This is a genomic window from Microbacterium ureisolvens, from assembly GCF_019511645.1.
In the GTDB taxonomy this organism is placed as follows: domain Bacteria; phylum Actinomycetota; class Actinomycetes; order Actinomycetales; family Microbacteriaceae; genus Microbacterium; species Microbacterium ureisolvens_A.
The window spans coordinates 305,675-327,755 of sequence record NZ_JAEUAX010000006.1 but is presented as its reverse complement, the minus strand read 5'-3'; the positions used below and the strand labels follow the sequence as shown (position 1 = coordinate 327,755).

At 69.7% G+C, this 22,081-nt stretch carries 21 protein-coding genes; 12 read left to right on the top strand and 9 right to left on the bottom strand.

Annotation, left to right across the window (positions count from 1 at the left end; all coding sequences use genetic code 11):
* Positions 1–128: 128 nt before the first annotated feature.
* Positions 129–1,043: an EamA family transporter RarD gene (gene rarD / locus JNB61_RS13370; RefSeq protein ID WP_308289115.1), complete on the top strand. Its 915-nt coding sequence runs from the start codon at positions 129–131 to the stop codon at positions 1,041–1,043.
* 120 nt (positions 1,044–1,163) lie between these two features.
* On the opposite strand, the gene JNB61_RS13365 is transcribed toward rarD, so the two are convergent.
* From JNB61_RS13365 to JNB61_RS13355, 3 genes are read right to left on the bottom strand one after another with little or no spacing between them, the layout of a single operon-like run.
* Positions 1,164–1,493: a metal-sensitive transcriptional regulator gene (locus JNB61_RS13365; RefSeq protein WP_222855391.1), complete on the bottom strand. Its 330-nt coding sequence runs from the start codon at positions 1,491–1,493 to the stop codon at positions 1,164–1,166.
* An 11-nt stretch (positions 1,494–1,504) separates the two neighbouring features.
* A complete protein-coding gene (locus JNB61_RS13360) occupies positions 1,505–3,856 on the bottom strand; it encodes a heavy metal translocating P-type ATPase (RefSeq protein WP_220339933.1) in 2,352 nt (783 codons plus the stop codon).
* A complete protein-coding gene (locus JNB61_RS13355; protein ID WP_159846529.1) occupies positions 3,853–4,062 on the bottom strand; it encodes a heavy-metal-associated domain-containing protein in 210 nt (69 codons plus the stop codon). The genes JNB61_RS13360 and JNB61_RS13355 overlap by 4 nt, the downstream gene beginning before the upstream one ends.
* Positions 4,063–4,374: 312 nt before the next feature.
* Between JNB61_RS13355 and JNB61_RS13350 the strand changes: the two genes are divergently transcribed.
* Positions 4,375–5,658, top strand: a complete 1,284-nt coding sequence (locus tag JNB61_RS13350) for an ABC transporter substrate-binding protein (RefSeq protein WP_220288322.1) — start codon at positions 4,375–4,377, stop codon at positions 5,656–5,658.
* Positions 5,659–5,867: 209 nt separating this feature from the next.
* On the opposite strand, the gene JNB61_RS13345 is transcribed toward JNB61_RS13350, so the two are convergent.
* From JNB61_RS13345 to JNB61_RS13330, 4 genes are all read right to left on the bottom strand, one after another.
* Entirely contained in the window at positions 5,868–6,644 is a 777-nt protein-coding gene (locus JNB61_RS13345; protein ID WP_220288323.1) for an ABC transporter ATP-binding protein, read from the bottom strand.
* On the bottom strand, positions 6,641–7,588 hold the full coding sequence (locus JNB61_RS13340) for an ABC transporter ATP-binding protein (protein ID WP_159848965.1): 948 nt from the start codon (positions 7,586–7,588) through the stop codon (positions 6,641–6,643). Before JNB61_RS13340 ends, JNB61_RS13345 begins: the two co-directional genes overlap by 4 nt.
* Positions 7,589–7,691: 103 nt before the next feature.
* Positions 7,692–8,699, bottom strand: coding sequence for a branched-chain amino acid ABC transporter permease (locus JNB61_RS13335; RefSeq protein WP_159846520.1), 1,008 nt, complete (start codon positions 8,697–8,699; stop codon positions 7,692–7,694).
* Positions 8,700–8,701: 2 nt separating this feature from the next.
* Positions 8,702–9,985, bottom strand: a complete 1,284-nt coding sequence (locus tag JNB61_RS13330; RefSeq protein WP_220288477.1) for an ABC transporter permease subunit — start codon at positions 9,983–9,985, stop codon at positions 8,702–8,704.
* 370 nt (positions 9,986–10,355) lie between these two features.
* Between JNB61_RS13330 and guaB the strand changes: the two genes are divergently transcribed.
* Together guaB and JNB61_RS13320 are read left to right on the top strand one after the other, a co-directional pair.
* On the top strand, positions 10,356–11,858 hold the full coding sequence (gene guaB / locus JNB61_RS13325) for an IMP dehydrogenase (RefSeq protein WP_159846517.1): 1,503 nt from the start codon (positions 10,356–10,358) through the stop codon (positions 11,856–11,858).
* A 515-nt stretch (positions 11,859–12,373) separates the two neighbouring features.
* Positions 12,374–12,988 carry an endonuclease domain-containing protein gene (locus tag JNB61_RS13320; protein WP_223214816.1) on the top strand — a complete coding sequence of 205 codons (615 nt, stop codon included), beginning with the start codon at positions 12,374–12,376 and terminating at the stop codon, positions 12,986–12,988.
* 155 nt (positions 12,989–13,143) lie between these two features.
* Here JNB61_RS13320 and JNB61_RS13315 read toward each other — a convergent pair whose 3' ends face one another.
* Complete coding sequence (locus tag JNB61_RS13315; RefSeq protein ID WP_220339932.1) at positions 13,144–14,250, bottom strand: FAD-dependent oxidoreductase; 1,107 nt, start codon at positions 14,248–14,250, stop codon at positions 13,144–13,146.
* 139 nt (positions 14,251–14,389) lie between these two features.
* Here JNB61_RS13315 and JNB61_RS13310 point away from each other — a divergent pair, with 139 nt between their 5' ends.
* Positions 14,390–15,013, top strand: a complete 624-nt coding sequence (locus JNB61_RS13310; RefSeq protein WP_220288325.1) for a TMEM175 family protein — start codon at positions 14,390–14,392, stop codon at positions 15,011–15,013.
* 143 nt (positions 15,014–15,156) lie between these two features.
* On the opposite strand, the gene JNB61_RS13305 is transcribed toward JNB61_RS13310, so the two are convergent.
* Positions 15,157–16,617, bottom strand: coding sequence for an MFS transporter (locus JNB61_RS13305; protein WP_220339931.1), 1,461 nt, complete (start codon positions 16,615–16,617; stop codon positions 15,157–15,159).
* A gap of 96 nt (positions 16,618–16,713) precedes the next feature.
* On the opposite strand from JNB61_RS13305, the gene JNB61_RS13300 reads away from it, so the two are divergent.
* The 7 genes from JNB61_RS13300 (at position 16,714) to guaA (ending at position 22,078) form a co-directional block, all read left to right on the top strand.
* On the top strand, positions 16,714–17,382 hold the full coding sequence (locus JNB61_RS13300) for a TetR/AcrR family transcriptional regulator (RefSeq protein WP_220339930.1): 669 nt from the start codon (positions 16,714–16,716) through the stop codon (positions 17,380–17,382).
* A 63-nt stretch (positions 17,383–17,445) separates the two neighbouring features.
* Positions 17,446–17,730, top strand: a complete 285-nt coding sequence (locus JNB61_RS13295) for a DUF2277 domain-containing protein (RefSeq protein WP_220339929.1) — start codon at positions 17,446–17,448, stop codon at positions 17,728–17,730.
* Between the two features lie 36 nt (positions 17,731–17,766).
* Complete coding sequence (locus JNB61_RS13290) at positions 17,767–17,934, top strand: hypothetical protein (protein ID WP_220339928.1); 168 nt, start codon at positions 17,767–17,769, stop codon at positions 17,932–17,934.
* A 2-nt stretch (positions 17,935–17,936) separates the two neighbouring features.
* Positions 17,937–19,055, top strand: coding sequence for a GuaB3 family IMP dehydrogenase-related protein (locus tag JNB61_RS13285; protein WP_220288479.1), 1,119 nt, complete (start codon positions 17,937–17,939; stop codon positions 19,053–19,055).
* A gap of 80 nt (positions 19,056–19,135) precedes the next feature.
* Complete coding sequence (locus JNB61_RS13280; RefSeq protein ID WP_220288480.1) at positions 19,136–19,942, top strand: SURF1 family protein; 807 nt, start codon at positions 19,136–19,138, stop codon at positions 19,940–19,942.
* A gap of 55 nt (positions 19,943–19,997) precedes the next feature.
* Entirely contained in the window at positions 19,998–20,498 is a 501-nt protein-coding gene (locus tag JNB61_RS13275; RefSeq protein WP_220288330.1) for a DUF3817 domain-containing protein, read from the top strand.
* Positions 20,495–22,078 carry a glutamine-hydrolyzing GMP synthase gene (gene guaA / locus JNB61_RS13270; RefSeq protein WP_220288331.1) on the top strand — a complete coding sequence of 528 codons (1,584 nt, stop codon included), beginning with the start codon at positions 20,495–20,497 and terminating at the stop codon, positions 22,076–22,078. Before JNB61_RS13275 ends, guaA begins: the two co-directional genes overlap by 4 nt.
* The last annotated feature ends 3 nt before the right edge of the window (positions 22,079–22,081 follow it).

Below are 22,081 nucleotides of genomic sequence, written 5' to 3'. Positions count from 1 at the left end.
GGGTGGGGCGGGCGTAGGCTGACTCGGTGAGCCACATGCAGTCCTCCTCGTCGGAACCCACCGCGGCGGACGGACTCGACGACGCGACGGCGCTCGACCTCGGCGTCACGACCGCCACGCGCCGGGTCGTGTCAGACGCCGCCGCGATCCGGGAGCGCCGCGTCGGCGGGATCTTCACGTTCTCGGCGTACCTGCTGTGGGGCTTCCTGCCGCTGTACTTCCTGCTCCTCGCGCCCACCGGGCCGTGGGAGATCGTGGCGTGGCGCATCCTGCTGTCGCTCGTGTTCTGCGCGCTGCTGCTCACGGTGACCCGCACGTGGCCGCGGCTGACGGCCATCTTCCGGCAGCCGAAGGTGCTCGGCCTCACCGTGATCGCAGGCCTCTTGATCTACGTCAACTGGCAGGTGTTCATCTACGGCGCCTTGAGCGGTCACGTCATCGAGACCAGCCTCGGCTACTTCATCAACCCGATCGCGACGGTGCTGCTCGCCGTGCTCGTGCTGCGCGAGCGGTTGCGGCCGACGCAGTGGGTCGCCATCGGCATCGCGGCGGCGGCGGTGCTCGTGATCGTGGTCGGCTACGGCGCCTTCCCGTGGATCGCCCTCACCCTCGCAGCATCCTTCGGCCTGTACGGCCTCGTGAAGAAGAAGGTCGGCCCGTCGGTCGACGCCGTGAGCGGCCTCACCCTCGAGACGCTGTGGCTCAGCCCGATCGCGGTGGTCGTGCTCGTGATCGTCGGCGCGACCGAGGGCCTGACGATCGGCGCCGACGGATGGCAGCACACGGTGCTCCTCAGCCTCACCGGCGTCATCACCGCGGTGCCGCTGCTGCTGTTCGCCGCCGGCGCGCGCCGCGTGTCGCTCACCACGATCGGGCTGCTGCAGTTCGTGGCTCCGATCCTGCAGTTCCTCGTCGGCTGGCTCGTGCTCCAGGAGCCCATGCCACTCGAGCGCTGGATCGGCTTCGGCCTGGTGTGGGTCGCGCTCGTCGTCCTCACGGTCGACTCGCTCGTCCACGCACGCCGCATCCGGGTCGCCGCGTAGGCGTCGTCGCCTCGGGGCACGCGAAACCGGGGCTCCTCGCCGAACCTGACGACGATGCCGGTCTCGGCGAGGATTCCCGGTCTCACGCACGGGCGACGGATGCTGCCGCCCGGTGCGGCCTCAGCGGACGAGGCGGGCGATGGCCTGACTGGCCTCGGTGATCTTGGCGTCGGCCTCGGCGCCGCCCAGGCGCGCGGCATCCACGACACAGTGACGCAGGTGGTCGTCCAACAGACCCACGGCGACGGCCTCCAAGGCGGAGGTCAGGGCGCTGATCTGCGTGAGGATGTCGATGCAGTACTTCTCGTCCTCGACCATCTTGTGGATGCCGCGGGCCTGCCCCTCGATGCGCTTGAGGCGGTTGAGGTACTTGTCCTTGTCGGTGATGTAGCCGTGGTGGGAGTGGTCGCCGGCGTGCGAGGGGGAGTGCTCGAGGGCGGTGTCGGTCATGTCGGACTCCTTCAACGGTGAGTGGTCGAGAGGCTGCGGAACCGCCGCAGGCGCAGGCTGTTGCCCACCACGAAGACGCTCGAGAACGCCATAGCCGCTCCGGCGATCATAGGGTTCAACAGCCCCAGCGCTGCGAGCGGGATCGCGGCGACGTTGTAGGCGAACGCCCAGAAGAGGTTCACCTTGATCGTGCCCAGGGTCGCCCGCGAGAGTCGGATCGCGTCGGAAGCGCTTCGCAGGTCGCCGCGGACCAGGGTGATGTCGGAGGCCTCGATCGCAGCATCCGTCCCCGTACCCATCGCGAGACCCAGATCGGCCTGCGCGAGGGCGGCGGCGTCGTTCACGCCGTCGCCCACCATGGCGACCACGCGCCCTTCACCCTGGAGTTCGGTGACGACGGCGACCTTGTCGTGGGGGAGCACCTCGGCGATGACACGCTCGATGCCGACCTCGTCGGCGATCGCACGCGCCGCCGCCGCGTTGTCGCCGGTGAGCAGCACCGGCGTGAGACCGAGGGCCTTCAGCTGGTCGACGGCCTCGCGGCTCGTGGGCTTGACCTGGTCGGCAACGACGAGGAGCCCGTGCACCGCACCGTCCCAGGCGGCGAGCACCGGGGTACGGCCGAGGGCCTCGGCGGCGGCCTTCGCCGCGGCGAGGTCGTCGGGGAGGGTCAGCGCCCAGTCCGCGAGCAGCGCCTCGCGCCCGACGAGGACGGCGTGCCCCTCGACGATGCCCGAGACGCCCTTGCCGGGCACGTTCTGGAACGATTCGACGTGGGGAAGGGCGCCCGTCTCGGCCGTGGCGGCGCGGGCGATCGCCTGCGCGATCGGGTGCTCGGAGGCGTGCTCCAGGGCTCCCGCGAGCCGTACCAGTTCGGCGCGCGCGGCCGAAGCCTCATTCGTGTGCGGATCGAGGGATCCGGCAACGACGACGTCGACCAGCGACATGCGGCCGCTGGTGACGGTGCCGGTCTTGTCGAGCACGACCGTGTCGACCGTGCGCGTGGACTCGAGCACCTCGGGGCCCTTGATGAGGATGCCCAGCTGCGCGCCGCGGCCGGTTCCGACCAGCAGCGCGGTCGGGGTGGCGAGCCCGAGCGCGCACGGGCACGCGATGATGAGCACGGCGACCGCGGCGGTGAACGCCATGGCGGGTGCGGCGCCCACGAGCAGCCAGGCCAGCAGCGTGCCGAGCGAGATCAGCAGCACGATCGGAACGAAGACGCCCGAGATGCGATCGGCCAGCCGCTGAACCTTGGCCTTGCCCGATTGGGCGTCTTCGACGAGCCGCGCCATCTGCGCGAGCTGCGTGTCGTCGCCGACACGCGTCGCGCGCACGACGAGGCGGCCGCCCGCGTTGACGGTGGCGCCGACGACCGGGTCACCGGGCGCGACCTCGACGGGCACCGATTCGCCGGTCACCATCGAGGCGTCGATGGCCGACGTGCCGGAGGTGACGACGCCGTCGGTCGCGATCTTCTCGCCCGGCCGCACCACGAACTCCTCGCCGACGCGGAGGTCGGCGATCGGCACGCGCACCTCGACGAGAGCGGGAGCGGCGGGGGAGCCGATCCCCGGCATGCCGAGTGAGACCTGACCCACAGGGGCGCCCGAGGGACGCAGCACCGCGACGTCCTTCGCCCCGATCTCGAGCAGGGCGCGCAGCGCCGCCCCGGCGCGGCGCTTCGACCGCTGCTCGAAGTACCGGCCCGCGAGAACGAAGGTCGTGACCCCCGCGGCGACCTCGAGATAGATGTCGCCGGCGCCGTCGGTCGGGGTGATCGACCACTCGAACGCGTGCGTCATGCCCGGCATGCCCGCGTGCCCGAAGAACAGTGCGTACAGCGACCACAGGAACGCCGCCGAGACGCCGAGCGAGATCAGCGTGTCCATCGTGGCCGCGCCGTGGCGCAGGTTGATCCATGCGGCGCGGTGGAACGGCCACGCGCCCCACACCACCACGGGGGCCGCGAGCGCCAGCGACGCCCACTGCCAGTACGTGAACTGCAGCGCCGGGATCATCGCCACGAGGATCACCGGAACCGACAGCACGATCGACCCGATGAGCCGCTGCCGGAGGCTCGTGAGCTCCCGGTCGGCGGGTTCCTCAGCGGCGGCGGCCTCGGTGGCCGGCGGGGCCGGGAGGGCGGCCGTGTAGCCGGTCTTCTCGACCTCCTCGATGAGCGCCTGCGGGTCGAGTCCCGCGGGAACGGTGACGAAGGCCTTCTCCGTGGCGTAGTTGACGGATGCCTCGACCCCGTCCATCCGGTTCAGCCGCTTCTCGATCCGCGCGGCGCATGACGCGCAGGTCATCCCGCCGATCTCGAGTTCGAACCGGGCGGCGGGAGCCGAGGCCCCGCTCATGCGCGGACCGCGCTGTAGCCGGCCTCGTCGACGGCCGCGATCACGGCGTCGTCGGCGATCTCGGCGGCCGAGACGACCTTGAGCGTGCCCGAGGCGGCGCTCACCTGGACGTCCTGGACGCCCGCGAGCTTCGACACCTCGCCGCGCACCGACGCCTCGCAGTGCCCGCAGCTCATTCCTGTCACCGTGTACTGCGCCTCAGCCATGACTTCTCCTTCACAAGGTCGGGGTGGATACCCCTCAGGGGTACCGGGTCGCTTCAGTCTATACCCTCGAGGGGTATGGGGGCCGCGGTGCGGGTGTGGCTCGTACTGCGGCGCGGCAGGCGTGCGAGCGGGCGGGTTATCCACAGGAACGGGTATCGATGTGCCCTGAGAAATCACGGTCCGATCACGGTTTTCAAGCTGTTACAGATCGTTAACGAAAGGCAACATTGACGACGCTTGACGACGATTAGGTTTAGTGCACTGGGTCGGCGCCCGAGCCGTTCCCGTTGTAATCGCACAGCAAGGAGCAACATGAGCGTCTTCACCCGCTCGCGCAAGTCCACCGTCCTCGGTGGCCTCGCGCTCATCGGCGCCAGCGCCCTCGTTCTCGCCGGCTGCTCCGGCGGGGGCACCGGCGGAGGTGACGAGACCACCCCGGCCACGGAGGAGCGCGACCTCACCCTCAAGATCGGCACGATTCTGCCGCAGACGGGTACCCTCGCCTTCCTCGGCCCGCCCGAGGAGGCAGGCGTCGGACTCGCCGCAGCCGACATCAACGAGGCCGCCAAGGGGATCACCATCGACGACATCGTGTGGGGTGACTCGGGCGACACCGACAACAAGGCCTACGCGACGACCATCCAGAAGCTGATCTCCGAGGACGTGACCGCCGCCATCGGCGCCGCGTCGTCGGGTGTGACGAAGCTCTTCCTCGACGACGCCGTCGCTGCGGGCATCATCACGTTCTCGCCGGCCAACACGTCGCTCGACTTCACCAACTGGGACGACAACGGCCTCTACTGGCGCACGGCTCCGGCCGACACGCTCCAGGGCGAGGTGCTCGGCAACGTCGTCGCCGAGGACGGCCACAAGAACGTCGCGGTGCTCTACCAGAACGACTCCTACGGCACCGGCCTCAACGAGGTCTTCCAGGAGGTCTTCACGGGCACCGGCGGCGAGATCGTCGCGGAGCAGTCGTACAACACCGGTGACACCAACTTCGACGCGCAGATCTCCGCGATCCTCGCCTCGAACCCGGACGCCATCGCGCTGATCACGTTCGACGAGATCTACACGATCGGCCCGGCGCTCATCGCCGCGGGCTACCCCGCCGAGGACCTCTACCTCGTCGACGGCAACCTGAAGAACTTCGGTTCCGACGAGAAGTGGCCGGCCGGCGTGAGCATGGAGGGTGCGAAGGGCACGACCCCCGCGGGTCCGGCTCCCGACACCGAGTTCCAGGCTCGCCTCAACGACTGGTGGGTCGCCGACGGCAACTCCGAGCTGACCGACTACTCCTACGCCAACGAGGCGTACGACGCGGTCATCCTTCTCGCCCTCGCCTCGCTTGCGGCCAACTCGACCGACGCCGCCGACGTCGCGGGGAAGCTGCAGGAGGTCTCGGGCGGTTCGGGCGACGGTGAGAAGTGCGACAACTTCGCCGACTGCGCCGACATCATCCTCGGGGGCGGCACGGCCGACTACGACGGCTACTCCGGCCCGATCACCTTCGACGAGCACGGCGACCCGACCGAGGCCACCATCGGTGTCTTCCAGTACGGTGCCGACAACCTGTACACCCGCATCGACCTGTAAACCAGGCTGACGCCGCCGAGGGCCCCGGAGCGATCCGGGGCCCTCTCGCGTTGCCGGGCTCGGCCCTCGGTGCACGGCGCCGGCCCGGCGCCCCGCGGGCCGGCACGCACAGGCGGGTTCGCACGCACAGGGGGGCTCGCACGCACAGCGAAGAGGAGGGGACCGGATGCCGCAGCATCCGGTCCCCTCCTCTTTATATGTTCGCCGTGTCAGACGCCGTCGGCGCCGAGCGAGCCGAGGTACAGGCCGATGACCTTCGGGTCGCTGAGCAGCTCGCGTCCGGTGCCCTCGTAGGCGTCGCGGCCCTGGTCGAGCACGTAGCCGCGGTCGCAGATCTGCAGGCAGCGGCGGGCGTTCTGCTCGACCATGATCGTCGTTACGCCGGCCTTGTTGATGTCGGAGACCCGGATGAAGGCGTCGTCCTGGCGCACCGGAGACAGACCGGCCGAGGGCTCGTCGAGGAGGAGCACCGAGGGGTCCATCATCAGCGCACGGGACATCGCGACCATCTGCCGCTCGCCGCCCGAGAGCGACCCGGCACGCTGCTTGAGGCGCTTGCCCAGCTCGGCGAAGATGCCCGTCACGAACTCCAGGCGCTCGGCGTAGACCTTCGGGCGCTGGTACAGGCCCATCTGCAGGTTCTCCTCGATGCTGAGCGAGGGGAACACGTTGTTGGTCTGCGGCACGAATCCGACGCCGCGCTGGACGAGCTTGTCGGACTTCAGGCCGACGACGCTCTCGCCGTCGACCGTGATGTCGCCGCCGCGCACCTTGACCATGCCGAAGATCGACTTCAGCAGCGTCGACTTGCCGGCGCCGTTCGGGCCGATGATGCCGATCAGCTCGCCCTTGCGGGCGATGAGGTTCGCGCTGTTGATGATGTTGATGCCCGGCAGGTAGCCCGCGGTGAGGTCCTTGACCTCGACGACGACCTCGTCGCTCTTGACCGCGGCGCCCGCGCCGGGCGCAGTCGAAGGATCGGTCACTTGTTCTCCTCCTCGGCTTCGGCGATCGAGGCCTCTTCGGCCTCCTTGATCTCTTCGAGCAGCTCTTCGGCGGACGCGTCGAGCTCACCGGCCACGCGCCCGGTCACGACGCCGAGGTCGACGTCCTGGTGGCTGCCGAGATAGGCGTCGACCACCGCCGGGTCCTGCATGACGGTGTCGGGCGGCCCTTCGGCCACGACCTTGCCTTCGGCCATGACGACGACCCAGTCGGCGATGTGCCGCACCATGTGCATGTCGTGCTCGACGAAGAGCACCGTCATGCCGAGGTCCTTGAGGTCGAGGATGTGGTCGAGCAGCGACTCGGTGAGCGCCGGGTTGACACCGGCCATGGGCTCGTCGAGCATCACAAGCGTCGGGTCGCTCATGAGGGCGCGCGCCATCTCGAGGAGCTTGCGCTGACCGCCCGAGAGCGAGGCCGCGTAGTCGTCGGACTTCGCGTCGAGCTTGAACCGCGTGAGCAGCTCCATCGCCTTCGCCTCGATGTCGTTGTCCTGCTTGCGCCAGATCGCCGGGACGATGCTGGCCCAGAGGCTCTCACCCTTCTGGGCGGTGGCGCCGAGCTTCATGTTCTCGAGCACCGTCAGCAGGGACAGAGCCTTGGTGAGCTGGAAGGTGCGCACCTGGCCCATGCGGGCCACCTTGAACGACGGAATGCCCGAGAGGTTCTTGCCGTCGAAGCTCCACGTCCCCGAGTTGGGCTTGTCGAAGCCGCACAGGAGGTTGAAGAGCGTCGTCTTGCCGGCGCCGTTGGGGCCGATGAGCGCGGTGATCGCGTGACGCGGGATCTCGAGGTGCTCGACGTCCACGGCGGTGAGGCCGCCGAAGCGCCGGGTGACGTTGTCGATGACGAGGATCGGGTCGTTCTTGGCGACGCCGGGGACGGCGTCGCCCTTCGCGAGACCGCCGGTCTTGGGGCGACGGATGCTGCCGGTCGGGGTCGTGACCGTGCCCGTGCTGGGCGGCACCGCCTGTGCCGCCGAGTTCGCGGGGACCACCGGCTCGTCGGCCGGCGGGGTGCTGGGCGGGTTACTTGACAAAGGTCAGCTCCCTCTTGTTTCCGAAGATGCCCTGCGGGCGGAAGATCACGATCAGCATGAGCGCGACACCGACGAGGATGAAGCGCAGCGTCGCCGCCTGCTGGCTCGACAGCAGGGAGATGATCGGGATGTCGGACTGGGCGAGGACGGGCAGCACGTTGTCGAGGAAGCCCATGATCACCCAGAAGATCACCGAGCCTACGACCGGGCCGAACACGGTGGCCGCACCACCCAGCAGCAGGATCGTCCAGATGAAGAACGTGAGGCTGGTCGTGTAGGTCGCTGGGATGACGGCCGACGGAAGTGCGAACACCACGCCGCCCAGGGCACCGAAGACACCACCGATCATGAGCGCCTGCATCTTGTAGGAGAAGACGTTCTTGCCGAGCGAGCGCACGGCGTCCTCGTCCTCACGGATGCCCTTGAGCACGCGGCCCCAGGGGCTGCGCATGATCGCCCACACGAGGTAGACAGCGATGGCCAGCAGGATGATGCCGAAGACGCGCACCCACAGCTGGTCGGCCGTCCACTGCCAGGGTCCGAAGCCGTAGATGATCGGCTCGCCGTCGGCTCCGGTCTTCGGGAACGGATTCGCCCCGCGGAACCCCGCGTGGTAGCCGCCGAGGCCGTCGGCGGAGTTCGTCCACTCGTCGAAGAGCTGTGTGGTCAGCAGCAGCCGGACGATCTCGGCTGCGGCGATGGTCACGATGGCGAGGTAGTCGGCTCGCAGCCGCAGCGTCGGGATACCGAGGATGAGCGCGAAGATGACCGCCGCGACGCATCCGACGAGGATGCCGACCCACCAGGGCCACCCGAAGCTCAGGATCGAGATCGCGTACCCGTAGGCGCCGAGGGCCATGAAGCCGGCCATACCGAAGTTCAGCAGGCCGCCGAATCCGAACTGCACGGCCAGGCCGGTCGCCGCGAGGGCGTACGCGATGGTCTCCGGGCTGAAGAACCAGTAGGCGGTGTTGTTGAAGATCTGTCCCCAGTCCATGACTAACCGAGCCTCTCTTTCCGGCCCAAGATGCCCTGGGGTCTCACCAGCAGAATCAGGATCAGCACGGCCAGCGCGCCGACGTACTTCATGTCCGGCGGGATCCACAGCGTCGAGATCTCGACGAGGATGCCGACGATGAGCGCGCCGATGAGGGCGCCGAAGGCGGTGCCGAGGCCGCCGAGGGTCACCGCGGCGAAGATCAGCAGCAGCACCTGCACGCCCATGTCCCATTTCACGCCCGGGCGGAAGTACGCCCACAGCACACCCGCGATGGCGGCCAAAGCGGCCGCGAGGATCCAGACGATGCGGATCACACGGTCGACGTTGATGCCGGATGCGGCGGCCAGGCCCGGGTTGTCGCTGATGGCGCGCGTCGCCTTGCCGATGCGGGTGCGCAGCAGCCAGTAGGCGACCGCGACCAGGAGCACGATGCTGATCGCCATCGACGCGACGTCGATCCACGACAGCTTGATCGGGCCGAAGACGATGTCGCGCGGGGCGCCGGCTCCGGGGAGCTGATACGTGCCGCCGCCGATGAAGAACTGGAAGACGTAGCGGCCGGCGAGCGAGAGGCCGATGCTCACGATCATGAGCTGGACGAGGCCCAGGCCGCGTCGGCGCAGCGGCTTCCAGAGACCGGCGTCGAGCGCCCAGCCGAGGGCCGCGCCGAGCAGGATCACGATCGGGATCGTGATGTACATCGGCACCTTGAGCCACACACCGAAGATGAGCGCCATGACCGCGCCGTAGGTCAGCATCTCGCCGTGGGCGAAGTTGCTGAGACCAGTGGTGCCGAAGATCAGCGAGACGCCGACGGCCGCGAGCGCGAGCAGCAGGCCGAAGTTGATGCCGTTCATGAGCCGCTCGATGAGCTGGTCCCAGAACGACGTCGTGATCCTCTCGCCCTCACCGAGGAAGAGGTTGACGATCTTCGACCCGGTGAGCCCGAACGCCACGTCGAACGACGCCGTCGTGCCCTGCTTCGGCTGGATGCCCTCCGGCAGCTGCTCCGGGTCGACGATCACGCCGTCGGGGAGGGTGTCCTCATCCACCGTGAGGACGTACTCCTCCTTCTCGGGCACGTACAGACGCCACTTGCCCTCGGCGTCCGTCACCGTCTCGGCCTCGAAGCCGTTGCCCTCGATCGACATCGTGACGCCCTCGACGGGCTGGTCGTCGTACGTGATGACGCCGCCGAAGTAGAAGTCGGTCTGCTCCTGGTCTCCACCGGGGGTGTCTGGGGCATCCGCTCGCGCACCCGTGGGTGCGGACAGGAACACCATTCCCGCGGCCAAGAGCACTCCGAAGATCACGAGGATCCAGCGGCGGCTGTTGATCGCGGTCGCAGTCGTAGGACCCACAGAACCTCCAGTTCGGCACACCACGCGGACACCGAAGCTCGGGTCGCATCGGCCGTGATGACGACGCTACGACTGTAATGTGTCGCCGGTGTTTCGCCCAAGGTCCCCTGTGGATAAGTGATCCGATCGCAACCGGACACCGGCTCACCGGCTCGCGCGCGCCCGCGCGTGCCTTATTCCCGGGAACAAACGACCCCCGCCGACGCTTAGAATCGAGTACGGAGCGTCACGAGCGCACCGGCCGCCGCCGTCCAACCCCGAGAGCACGCGCGCGCCCGCGCGAGGAGACCCCATGGAGCACAACGACCCCTTCGGCTTCGTCGGACTGACCTACGACGATGTGCTGCTGCTGCCCGGCCACACCGACGTGATCCCCAGCGAAGCCGACACCTCGTCCCGAGTGACGCGACGCATCACGGTCGCGACCCCGCTCATCTCGAGCGCGATGGACACGGTGACGGAGTCGCGCATGGCGATCGCGATCGCCCGGGAAGGCGGTCTCGGGATCATCCACCGCAACCTCTCGATCCAGGATCAGGCGGCGATGGTCGACCGCGTCAAGCGGAGCGAGTCCGGAATGATCACCGACCCGATCACGACCACCCCCGACGCCACGATCGAAGAGGTCGACTCGCTCTGCGCGCAGTACCGCATCTCCGGCCTTCCGGTCGTCGACGACGAGAACCACCTCGTCGGCATCGTCACCAACCGCGATATGCGGTTCGTCTCGGGCTTCGAGCGCCAGACCACCAAGGTGCGCGACGTCATGACCACCGACGGCCTCGTCACCGGCCGCGTCGGCATCAGCGCGGGCGAGGTCATCGCCCTCTTCGCACAGCACCGCGTGGAGAAGCTCCCGCTCATCGATGAGCACGGCAAGCTCGCCGGTCTCATCACCATCAAGGACTTCGACAAGAGCGAGAAGTACCCGCTCGCCACCAAGGACGAGCACGGCCGTCTCCGCGTCGGCGCCGCGATCGGCTTCTTCGGCGACGCGTGGCAGCGCGCCGAGGCGCTGCGCGACGCGGGCGTGGACGTCCTTGTCGTCGACACCGCCAACGGCCAGTCCGCAGGCGTCATCGACATCGTGCGCCGCCTCAAGGCCGACGCGAGCTTCGAGCACATCGACATCATCGGCGGCAACGTCGCGACCCGCGAGGGCGCCCAGGCGCTCATCGACGCCGGCGTCGACGCCGTCAAGGTCGGCGTCGGACCGGGCTCGATCTGCACCACCCGCGTCGTCGCCGGCGTCGGCGTGCCGCAGGTCACCGCCGTGTACGAGGCCTACCTCGCCGCCCGCGAGTCCGGCATCCCCGTGATCGCCGACGGCGGCCTGCAGTACTCGGGCGACATCGCGAAGGCGCTCGTCGCCGGCGCCGACACCGTCATGCTCGGCTCGCTCCTCGCCGGCACCGACGAGTCGCCGGGCGAGATCGTCTTCCAGGGCGGCAAGCAGTTCAAGCAGTACCGCGGCATGGGGTCGCTGGGCGCACTGCAGACGCGCGGCAAGAAGACGTCGTACTCGAAGGACCGCTACTTCCAGGCCGACGTCCCCACCGACGACAAGCTCATCCCCGAGGGCATCGAGGGCCAGGTCGCCTACCGCGGTCCCGTATCGGCCGTCGCGTACCAGCTGGTCGGCGGCCTCCGCCAGTCGATGTTCTACGTCGGCGCCCGCACGATCGACGAGCTCAAGGCCAAGGGCAAGTTCGTCCGCATCACCGCCGCCGGCCTCAAGGAATCGCACCCCCACGACGTGCAGATCGTCGTCGAGGCGCCCAACTACAAGAAGTAACCCTTCACGAGACGGATGCTGCGGCCCGGCGCACTCCGCCGGGCCGCAGCATCCGTCTACAGTCCTGCGGGGCGTGCGCGCGCAGACTTCGCAGATTCGCGCGATCATCGCAGGGTTGGCGGGATCGCCTGCAAGATCCGCGTGATTCTGCGAAGTCTGTTAACGAAGGGCGCGTCCTCCACAGGGCAGGGGAGGAGCAGGCTTTCCCCATCGAGCTTGAAACGGGCGCGTGCGTCTCAGGGTTTGGCCAGACTCGCGGCGTGGGAGTGATCCGGAAGACGACAGAGCAGTTGGGGACGTGGGTCTCGGCGCAGGGAGGCATCGCACACCGCGACGATGCGCTCCGGGCGGGATTCGTCATCGCGGTCATCCGTGCATTCGTCCGCGAGGGCCACGCCGAACTCATTCGTCGTGTGTGGTTGTGCACACCGCAGGCGCCAGACGAGCTTCGCACCGCCGCTCGTGCGGGGGGCCGAGTGTCCTGCATCTCGCTCGCGCGGCGGCGGAAATGGTGGATGCCGGAGGGTATCGGGTCGGAGCTGCACCTCCACATGCTCCCCGGCTCGGGGCCGACGCGGCTCGATGAAACGTGGTCCGGCGTCACGCACTGGACCAAACCGGTGGTTCCCGCTGCACGCTCACTCTTGGGGACGGTGGAGGATGCGCTCCTCCACATCGCGCTCTGCGTCGACCGCGACGCCGCGCTCGTGCTCTGGGAATCCGCCGCCCGCATCGAGAAGCTCGCACCCGAGAGTCTGCGCGCGATCGAGTGGCGGTCGGGCGCGGCGCGGGACCTCGCGGACGCGGTCACGGGGCTTTCCGATTCGGGACTGGAGACCCTCGTGGTGATCCCGCTCCGGCGTCTGGGCCTTCGTGTCCGGCAGCAGGTGGTCCTCGCGGGGCGCCCCGTCGACCTGCTCGTCGGCGATCGCTTGGTCGTGCAGATCGACGGGTACGAGTTCCACTCCTCGAGCGCGCAGCGCACCAGCGACATCGCGCACGACGCCGAGCTCAGGCTGCGTGGCTATACCGTCCTTCGAGTCAGCTACTCGCAGGTCGTCCATGACTGGGCGAGCGTGGAGCGCACCATCCGGCGCGCCGTCGCCGCCGGCCTTCACCGCGCCGCGTGAGAAGGCTCCGCCTCTCAGAGTTCGCAGAATCGCGGCTACTTCGCAGGATCCGTCGACAATCCTGCGAGGTTCGTGCGACTCCGCGAAGCCCGCAGCGAATGGTGGGAGGACGCTTCCTGCGGGGCGTGCGCGACCTTGCGGAGTCTGTGGGCCGGTCAGAGAAGGCGGAAGGGTGCCGCCGCCCGCGCGGTGTCGTCGGTCGCCAGGTCGGCGAGGACCGCACCGACGGCGGGGGTGAACTTGAAGCCGTGGCCGGAGAAGCCGGCTCCGACGACGATGCGCCCGCGGCGGTCGAGGATGAAGTCCTGCGAGTCCGTCGAGGTGTAGGTGCAGCTGATCGGCTCGGCCGAGTCGGGGTCGAGGCCGGGGAACCACTCGGCCACGTAGCCGCGCAGCTGCGCGGCTTGGGCCGGCACCGGCCGGAACGAGCGCGCGTCGGGGTCGACGACAGGCCCGACGAGGTGGAATCCGACCTTGACACCCTCGCCGGGCGTCGGCATGCCGTAGACGTTCGCGGGGTACCGCTCGGGCGGCAGGAGGTGGTTGAACGACGGCCACACCGGGTCGGCGGCGATCGGGGTGAAGTGCGCGGGGCTCTCCTCGGTCACCGTCAGCCGGGGGAGGGGGAACGACGGCGGAAGGATGCCGCGGCTCCAGGCTCCCGCGGTCACCACGACGGTCTCGGCGACGAGGTCGTGGCGCTCGTCGCCGGCCTCGACCGTGAGCGTGACACCGTCGCCTCCCTCGTCGAGGGCGACCACGCGGTGGCCGAAGCGGACGTCGGCCGCGTGCCGGCGGGCGCCGCGCTCGAGCGCCTCGAGGGCGGCGGCGGCGCGCACCACACCCGCCTCGGGTGTGAACAGCGCGTCGCCGGTGAACCGCATGCCGCTCCAGCGCCGCGCCGCGTCCGGCGCGGCGAGCACCTCGGCACGCTCGCCGCGGGCGACGAGTGCGTCGTGCACGCCGGCGACGACGGCGTCGTCGCCATGCGTGACGAGGCCGTGGAGCCGCAGCAGCGGTTCCCCGGTCACACGCGAGAGCTCGTCCCACTCGGTGCGGGCGAGCGTGAGCAGGTCGAGATAGTGCGCTGCCGCGTAGGCGTTGTTGAAGTTGCGGGTCGCGCCGTGTGACGCACCGCGGGTGTGCCCTCGTTCGAATCGCTCCAGGGCGACCACCCGGTGACCACGGCGCGCGAGCTGCCACGTCGTCGCGAGGCCCATCGCCCCTGCGCCGACGACGACATAGGGAATGCGCTCGGTCACCGGGGGCCTCCAAGGTCTCGGATGCCGAGGGGCGCAGCATCCGTCTCGTCTCCATCCAATCGCACCGCGCGTCGCGTCCGACGGGGCGGTGACGGAGTGTGACGGGCGCCGGGGTGCACGGTGTCGCTACCCTGGCGCCATGATCAGGCAGCGGCGGCATCCTCTGGCGACGCAGCGCACCACACGTCTCGAGGCGTTCACCGACGGCGTCTTCGCGATCGCGGCGACGCTGCTCGTGCTCGATCTCACGCAGCACTCGCTCGGCAAGGTCGACTCCGACGCCGAGATGTGGGCGGCGATCGGCGGCATGTACGAGCTGTTCCTCAACTTCGTGCTGAGCTTCGTGCTGCTGTGCCTGATGTGGATGGTGCACGTCCAGCAGTTCGAGCACCTCGCCCGCGTCGATGCGACGACGGTGTGGCTGAACAACGCGCGGCTGCTGTTCATCGTGCTCGTGCCGTTCGCGACGAACCTCACGACCGAGTACTCCGAGTGGCTCGCGGGCCGGCTCGCCATGCCCGTGACGTTCTTCCTCGCCATCCTGTTCAGCTGGCTGCAGTGGGCGTGGGCGGTGCGGCGGCGCGAGGCCCTCATGCCCGACATGAGCAGGGCGGATGCCGTGGCCTACGGCCGCAGCTCGCTCAGCGCGCTGATCATCTCGGCCGCGGTGGTGGTGCTGGCGCCGTGGGTCGGGTCGGCGGCGTTCCTCCTCTTCTTCCTCGACGGCCTGCTGACCCGCGCCCTGCGCGGCAAGGGCGACTGAGCCCGCTCGCGGCACCACAGAGCTGTCGACGGATGCCTCGGGCCGAGTCATCCGTCGACAGCCCTGTGCTCTCGCCGACCAGACCCGTCGTCAGCGCACGCGTCGTGTCATCTCGGCGAGAGCGCACGCTCCCGACGCTCGGGCTACGGAGCGGCTGCCAGCTCGGGCTCGGCGGCGTGGGCCTCGGACGGCGCCGGGGCGGCAGCATCCGTCCCCTTCCCGGAAGGAAGCCACAGCGCCACGATCGTCGCGGCGAACAGCACGGCCGCGCCCGTGAACACGGCGGGGCGTGCGGCGTCGACGTACATGTCGGGGAGCAGCTCGCCGCCCGCGCTCACGAAGATCGCGGTCATCACCGCGGTGCCGAGAGCGACGCCCAGCTCGCGGACGGTGGAGTTCACGCCCGACGCCTTGGCGTGGTCGATGAGACCGAGGGTGGCCAGCAGCGCCGTCGCCGACGGGGCGAACACGAGCGCCATGCCGACGCCCGCCATGATGAACGGCGCGATCAGGGCCGGGTAGTCGAGGTCGGTCGACATGATGGCGGCGATCCAGGTGAGCGCGGCGCCCTGCAGGGCGAGGCCGAGGACGAGCAGCACCCGCGTGCCGACCCGCGGGGCGAGGATGCCGGCGATCGGGGCGACGATCATGGGTGCGAGCGTCCACGGGGTGGTCTGCACGGCGGCCTCGAGCGGCGTGGATCCCTGCACGACCTGCAGGTATTGGATGAGGATGAACACGGCGCCGAACGTGCCGAAGCTGAAGGCGAATCCGACGATGTTCGTGATCGAGAACGAGCGGTCGCGGAACAGTCGCAGCGGCATCAGGGGCGCGGTCGCCCGCGTCTGCCACCACAGGAACGCCCCCACGAGGAGGGCGCCGAGCACGATCTCGGCGATGACTCCGACCGAGTCCCACCCGTCGTCGTTGCCGCGCACGATCGCGTGCACGAGGGCGAGCACGCCGGCGGCGGCCAGCAGCGCACCCGGCACATCGATGCGCGCGCGGGCGCCGAAGTCGTTGTTCAGCACGACCAGGGTGAGCGGGATCGCGACGATGGCGACGGGCACGTTGATCCAGAAGATCGCCTGCCAGTCCCAGCCCTCCATGATGGCGCCGCCGACGAGCGGCCCGACGGCGACACCGAGGCCCGAGACGCCGCCCCAGATGCCGATCGCGAGGGCGCGTCTGGCCGGGGCGACGGCGCCGCTCAGCAGCGCCAGCGACAGGGGCATCACGCCGGCCGCGCCGAGACCCTGCACGGCGCGGGCGGCGATGAGCTGAGCCGGATCCGTGCTGAGCGCCGCGAGCACCGACCCCACGCCGAACACCGCGATGCCGATCGCGAAGAGGGTGCGGCGCCCGTACCGGTCGCCGAGCGCCGAGGCGATGAGGATCGCGCCGGCGAACGCCAGCGTGTACGCGTTGACGAACCACTGCAGTTCCTCGACGCTCGCGCCCATCTCCTGGTGCAGCACCGGAAGCGCGTTCGTCATGACGAGGTTGTCGAGCGTGGCCATGAACATCGGGAGGGATGCCGCGGCCACCACGAGCGCGAAAGGCCGGGCGCGACGCGGGGCCGCGGTGAGGGGTGATTCGGTCATGGGAGGCTCCGGTTGTAATGGGATGATTACTTGATCGAGGCCAATGTAGTAATCGACTGATTACAAAGTCAAGTCATTCGCTGATAACCTGTCGGCATGACACCTCCCGCAGCGAGTGGCTCTGTCGCGGTCGACGACGCGCCCGACACGGGCAAGCGCCTGTCGTCGGAGGAGCGGCGTCGCCAGATCCTGGTGGCCGCGCTCGCCGTCTTCGGGGCCCGCGGCTACGAGGGCGCGACCACCGATGAGGTGGCACGGGCCGCCGGCGTCAGCCAGCCCTACGTCGTGCGGCTGTTCGGCTCGAAGGAGAACCTGTTCCTCGCAGCGCTCGACGACGCCCTGGCGCGCATGCTCGCAGGCTTCCGCGCGGCGCTCGCCGACCAGACCCCGCACGACCCCGAGGTGACGCCCGAGAAGGCGACCGCCCAGCGCATCGGGCAGGCCTACGTCGATCTCATTGAGGTGCGGGGCCTGCACCAGACGCTCGCGCACGCCTACCTGCTGGGCAGCCACCCCGCCATCGGCGCCGCCGCGCGCCAGGGATTCGCGAAGGTCTGGCGCTTCTTCCGCGACGAGATGGGGCTCGACGCCGACGAGTCGCGGGCGTTCATGGCAGAGGGCATGCTCATCTCGACGATGATCGGCCTGCGCATCGTCGACGACTACGGCTCCGACCCGCAGATCACCGAGCTCTTCCGCTCCTGCTTCCCGACCGAGCTTCCCCACGTGCTCGAGGTGCTCCCGCGCGGCACCGACCGGTGGTAGCAGCGGAGCGGGACGGATGCTGCGCCCTGGCCCGCGTCCGGGGCGCGGCGTAGGGTCGGGGGCATGTGCCGGAACATCCACACGCTCCACAACTTCGAGCCCGCTGCCTCGTCCGAAGAGGTCCACGCCGCCGCGCTCCAGTACGTGCGCAAGATCGCGGGCACCACGAAGCCGTCGAAGGCGAATCAGGAGGTCTTCGACCGCGCCGTCCACGAGATCGCGCACATCACACAGCATCTGCTCGACGATCTCGTCGCGGTGACGCCGCCGAAGAACCGCGAGGTCGAGGCCGCCAAGGCGCGCGAGCGCGCGATCAGGTCCGGCCGCTACGCAGCGCCCGCCGCCTGAGCCTGCTGCGCGGCCCCGGTCAGGTGCTGCTGCTCGATGAGCCACGACGGCGGGCTGGCCAAGTCCTTCGACAGCTTCCTCGTCTTCGGCTCCGACGGCCGGGTGTTCGAGTCCACCGAGCCCGTCTGGGACGAGTCGCGCGTCACGCGCACGCGCTCACGCTTTCGAGTCGTGAGAACCCCGCCCGGTAGGGTGGACGCGTGAGCATGGACATCGAACTCGGCCGGGCCAAGCGCGCGCGCCGCGCCTACTCGTTCGACGACATCGCCGTGGTGCCCTCGCGGCGCACGCGCAACCCCGAGGACGTCTCGACCACCTGGACGATCGACGCCTTCAGCTTCGACATCCCGGTCATGGGCGCCCCGATGGACTCGGTCGTGAGCCCGCGCACCGCGATCATGCTCGGTCAGCTCGGCGGTCTGGGCGTGCTGGACCTCGAGGGCCTGTGGACCCGCTATGACGACCCCGAGCCGCTGCTCGCCGAGATCGCCGGCCTCGAGAAGGCCGCGGCGACCCGCCGCATGCAAGAGCTGTACGCGGAGCCCATCCAGCCCGCACTCGTGCGCGACCGGCTCGCCGAGATCCGCGCCGCCGGCGTGACCGTGGCAGGTGCCCTCACCCCGCAGCGCACGCAGGAGCTGTACGAGACCGTCGTCGCGGCCGGCGTCGACCTGTTCGTCATCCGCGGCACCACCGTGTCGGCGGAGCACGTCTCGTCGGTGGACCAGCCGCTCAACCTCAAGAAGTTCATCTACGACCTCGACGTTCCCGTCATCGTCGGCGGCGCGTCCACCTACACCGCAGCCCTTCACCTGATGCGCACGGGCGCGGCCGGCGTGCTCGTCGGCTTCGGCGGGGGAGCGGCGTCGACGACCCGCGCGACCCTGGGACTGCACGCTCCGATGGCGACGGCCGTGGCCGACGTCGCCGGCGCGCGCCGCGACTACCTCGACGAGTCCGGCGGGCGCTACGTGCACGTCATCGCCGACGGCGGTGTGGGCACCTCGGGTGACATCGTCAAGGCGATCGCGATGGGCGCCGACGCCGTCATGCTGGGCGTGGCGCTGGCGCGTGCCACGGATGCTCCGGGCAGGGGCTTCCACTGGGGCCCCGAGGCGCACCACGCCAAGCTGCCGCGCGGCCGCCGGGTGCGGGTCGACCAGGTCGCCTCGCTCGAGGAGGTGCTGTACGGGCCGGCGCCCGTCGCGGACGGCACCGCGAACCTCATCGGGGCCCTGCGCAAGTCGATGGCGACGACCGGGTACTCCGACCTCAAGGAGTTCCAGCGGGTCGAGGTCGTCGTCTCGCCGTACGCCGCAGGATGACGGATGCCATGACCGACGCCGAGCCGACGGGAGCGGCCGACCTCGTCCCCGAGGCCTTCCCGCCGACGCTGCGTGAGGTGATGCTGCGCCCGCGATGGATCGGGATGCTGCTGCTCTGCCTCGTCGTCGCGGGTGTGTTCGCCTGGCTCGGGCAGTGGCAGCTGGGTCGTGCGGTGCAGACGAATCCGGTGCCGCCGGGGGCGACCGAAGAAGTGCAGCCGCTTGCGGATGTCGCCCTGCCGGGCGAGTATCTGCCGGAGCCGCTCGTCGGTCAGCGCGTGCACACACGCGGCACCTGGGTCCCCGAAGACTTCATCGTGGTGGAGTCGCGCTACAACGACGGCGCCCTGGGCTACTGGGTGACCGGGCAGCTGCGCATCGACCCCGACGTGAGCGCGACGGTCGGACCCACTTCGGTCGCGGTGGCGCTCGGGTGGGCCGCCACCGAGGAGGACGCGCGCGCGGCCATCGCGCAGCTCGAGGAGGCGGCATCCGTCTCCGAGACCGTCGAGGTGACCGGCCGCCTGATCTCGGACGAAGGGCCGGTGCTCCCGCCCCGTGGCGAGGACCCGCAGACGCTGACCCGCATGTCGCCGGCCGCGCTGCTCGGCCAGTGGCACGACGTCGACGCCCTGTTCGTGTACCGCCCGTACATCGCGTCTGCGGAGGCTTCCGCAGGGCTCGACGCGATCTCGTCTCCGGCGCCGGTCGAGGGCTCGGGGCTCAACTGGCTCAACATCTTCTACGCCGTCGAGTGGGCCGTCTTCGCCGGCTTCGCCTTCTACCTCTGGTACCGCCTCGCGAAGGACGCGTGGGAGAAGGAGGTCGAGGACTTCGAGGATGACCGCCGGGAGTCCGACGCCGGCCCTGAGCCGGCGGCATCCTGAGCCCGCAGCATCCTGAGCGGGAAACGGCCGGGAGGGCCGCAGGTAGACTGGGGTCATGCCCCGCGCCCCGAAGCTCGCTTCCTTTCCGGCGATCCGCGGAGCCCTGAAGTTCTACCAGATCTGCTCGATCATCACGGGTACCATGCTGCTGCTGCTCGTCGCCGAGATGATCGTCAAGTACGCGGTCGGCTACGAGCTGTTCCTCGGTGGTTCCGGCGGGTTCCTGTGGTTCGCCCCCGTCGTCGAGACGGCCTCGGGCCTCGAGTCGACCGGCGACGGTTTCAACCTGTCGCTCGGCATCCTCGTCGCCCACGGCTGGTTCTACGTCGTGTACCTCATCTCGTGCTTCCGTGTGTGGAGCCTCATGCGCTGGAACCTCGGGCGCCTCGCGATGCTCGCCGCGGGCGGCATCGTGCCTCTCCTGTCGTTCTTCATGGAGGCGCGCGTGGGCCGCGAGGTCAAGACCTACCTGGCCGAGCGTGAGGCAGCCGAGCTGCACTCCCAGGCGCCGCACTCCACCCTCACCCACGCCATCCCGACGGAGAACAAGCGTTGACCCAGCAGACCGAGACCTCCCAGCGTCCCGTCCTCGTCGTCGACTTCGGCGCCCAGTATGCACAGCTGATCGCCCGCCGCGTGCGCGAAGCCGGGGTCTACAGCGAGATCGTGCCGCACACCGCGACCGCGGCCGACATCGCGGCGAAGAACCCGGTCGGCATCATCCTCTCGGGCGGCCCCTCGTCGGTCTACGAGGACGGCGCCCCAGCGCTCGACACCGGCGTCTTCGACCTCGGCGTGCCGACGCTCGGGATCTGCTACGGCTTCCAGGTGATGGCGCAGGCGCTGGGCGGCGAGGTCGCGAACACGGGACTGCGTGAATACGGAGCGACCGATGCCGTCGTCGCGAACGACGGCGGCGTGCTGCTGGGCGGCCAGCCCGTCGAGCAGAACGTGTGGATGAGTCACGGCGACCAGGTGTCGCGCGCTCCGGAGGGCTTCGAGGTGCTCGCGGCCACGGCTGCCACCCCGGTCGCCGCCTTCGGCAGCGACGAGCGCCGCTTCTACGGCGTGCAGTGGCACCCCGAGGTCAAGCACTCCGACCACGGCCAGCGGGTCATCGAGAACTTCCTGCACAAGGCGGCGGGGCTTGCGGCCGACTGGAACAGCGGCAACGTCATCGCCGAGCAGGTCGCCAAGATCCAGGCCCAGGTCGGCACCGGCCGCGTCATCTGCGGTCTGTCGGGCGGCGTCGACTCCGCCGTGGCCGCGGCCCTGGTGCACAAGGCCGTCGGCGACCAGCTGGTGTGCATCTTCGTCGACCACGGGCTGCTCCGTAAGGGCGAGCGCGAGCAGGTCGAGCAGGACTACGTCGCCTCGACCGGCGTGCGCCTGGTCACGGTAGATGCGCGCGAGCAGTTCCTGAATGCGCTCGCCGGCGTCAGCGACCCGGAGCAGAAGCGCAAGATCATCGGCCGCGAGTTCATCCGCACCTTCGAGCAGGCCGAGGCGGCGCTCGTCGCCGAGGCCGAGGCCGACGGCGAGCCGATCCGCTTCCTGGTGCAGGGCACGCTCTACCCCGACGTCGTCGAGTCGGGCGGCGGCACCGGCACCGCGAACATCAAGTCGCACCACAACGTCGGCGGCCTCCCCGAAGACCTCCAGTTCGAGCTCGTCGAGCCGCTGCGCACCCTGTTCAAGGACGAGGTGCGGGCGATCGGACGCGAGCTCGGACTCCCCGAGGTCATCGTCGGCCGCCAGCCGTTTCCGGGCCCCGGCCTCGGCATCCGGATCGTGGGTGAGGTCACCGCTGACCGTCTCGAGATTCTGCGTGATGCCGACGCGATCGCCCGCGAAGAGCTGACACGCGCGGGCCTCGACGACGAGATCTGGCAGTGCCCGGTCGTGCTCCTCGCCGACGTGCGCTCGGTGGGCGTGCAGGGCGACGGCCGCACCTACGGCCACCCGATCGTGCTGCGTCCCGTCTCGTCGGAGGACGCGATGACCGCCGACTGGACGCGCCTGCCCTACGACGTGCTCTCGAAGATCTCCAACCGCATCACCAACGAGGTGCGCGAGGTCAACCGGGTCGTGCTCGACGTCACGTCGAAGCCCCCGGGGACCATCGAGTGGGAGTGATCG

What these genes read in the sequence shown, in the direction of transcription:
- JNB61_RS13365 (WP_222855391.1), bottom strand. Translation starts at nt 1,493, where the DNA reads ATGACCGACACCGCCCTCGAGCACTCCCCCTCGCACGCCGGCGACCAC.
- JNB61_RS13360 (WP_220339933.1), bottom strand. Translation starts at nt 3,856, where the DNA reads ATGAGCGGGGCCTCGGCTCCCGCCGCCCGGTTCGAACTCGAGATCGGC.
- JNB61_RS13355 (WP_159846529.1), bottom strand. Translation starts at nt 4,062, where the DNA reads ATGGCTGAGGCGCAGTACACGGTGACAGGAATGAGCTGCGGGCACTGC.
- JNB61_RS13350 (WP_220288322.1), top strand. Translation starts at nt 4,375, where the DNA reads ATGAGCGTCTTCACCCGCTCGCGCAAGTCCACCGTCCTCGGTGGCCTC.
- JNB61_RS13335 (WP_159846520.1), bottom strand. Translation starts at nt 8,699, where the DNA reads ATGGACTGGGGACAGATCTTCAACAACACCGCCTACTGGTTCTTCAGC.
- JNB61_RS13330 (WP_220288477.1), bottom strand. Translation starts at nt 9,985, where the DNA reads ATGGTGTTCCTGTCCGCACCCACGGGTGCGCGAGCGGATGCCCCAGAC.
- guaB (WP_159846517.1), top strand. Translation starts at nt 10,356, where the DNA reads ATGGAGCACAACGACCCCTTCGGCTTCGTCGGACTGACCTACGACGAT.
- JNB61_RS13320 (WP_223214816.1), top strand. Translation starts at nt 12,374, where the DNA reads ATGCCGGAGGGTATCGGGTCGGAGCTGCACCTCCACATGCTCCCCGGC.
- JNB61_RS13310 (WP_220288325.1), top strand. Translation starts at nt 14,390, where the DNA reads ATGATCAGGCAGCGGCGGCATCCTCTGGCGACGCAGCGCACCACACGT.
- JNB61_RS13305 (WP_220339931.1), bottom strand. Translation starts at nt 16,617, where the DNA reads ATGACCGAATCACCCCTCACCGCGGCCCCGCGTCGCGCCCGGCCTTTC.
- JNB61_RS13300 (WP_220339930.1), top strand. Translation starts at nt 16,714, where the DNA reads ATGACACCTCCCGCAGCGAGTGGCTCTGTCGCGGTCGACGACGCGCCC.
- JNB61_RS13295 (WP_220339929.1), top strand. Translation starts at nt 17,446, where the DNA reads ATGTGCCGGAACATCCACACGCTCCACAACTTCGAGCCCGCTGCCTCG.
- JNB61_RS13290 (WP_220339928.1), top strand. Translation starts at nt 17,767, where the DNA reads ATGAGCCACGACGGCGGGCTGGCCAAGTCCTTCGACAGCTTCCTCGTC.
- JNB61_RS13285 (WP_220288479.1), top strand. Translation starts at nt 17,937, where the DNA reads ATGGACATCGAACTCGGCCGGGCCAAGCGCGCGCGCCGCGCCTACTCG.
- JNB61_RS13280 (WP_220288480.1), top strand. Translation starts at nt 19,136, where the DNA reads ATGCTGCGCCCGCGATGGATCGGGATGCTGCTGCTCTGCCTCGTCGTC.
- JNB61_RS13275 (WP_220288330.1), top strand. Translation starts at nt 19,998, where the DNA reads ATGCCCCGCGCCCCGAAGCTCGCTTCCTTTCCGGCGATCCGCGGAGCC.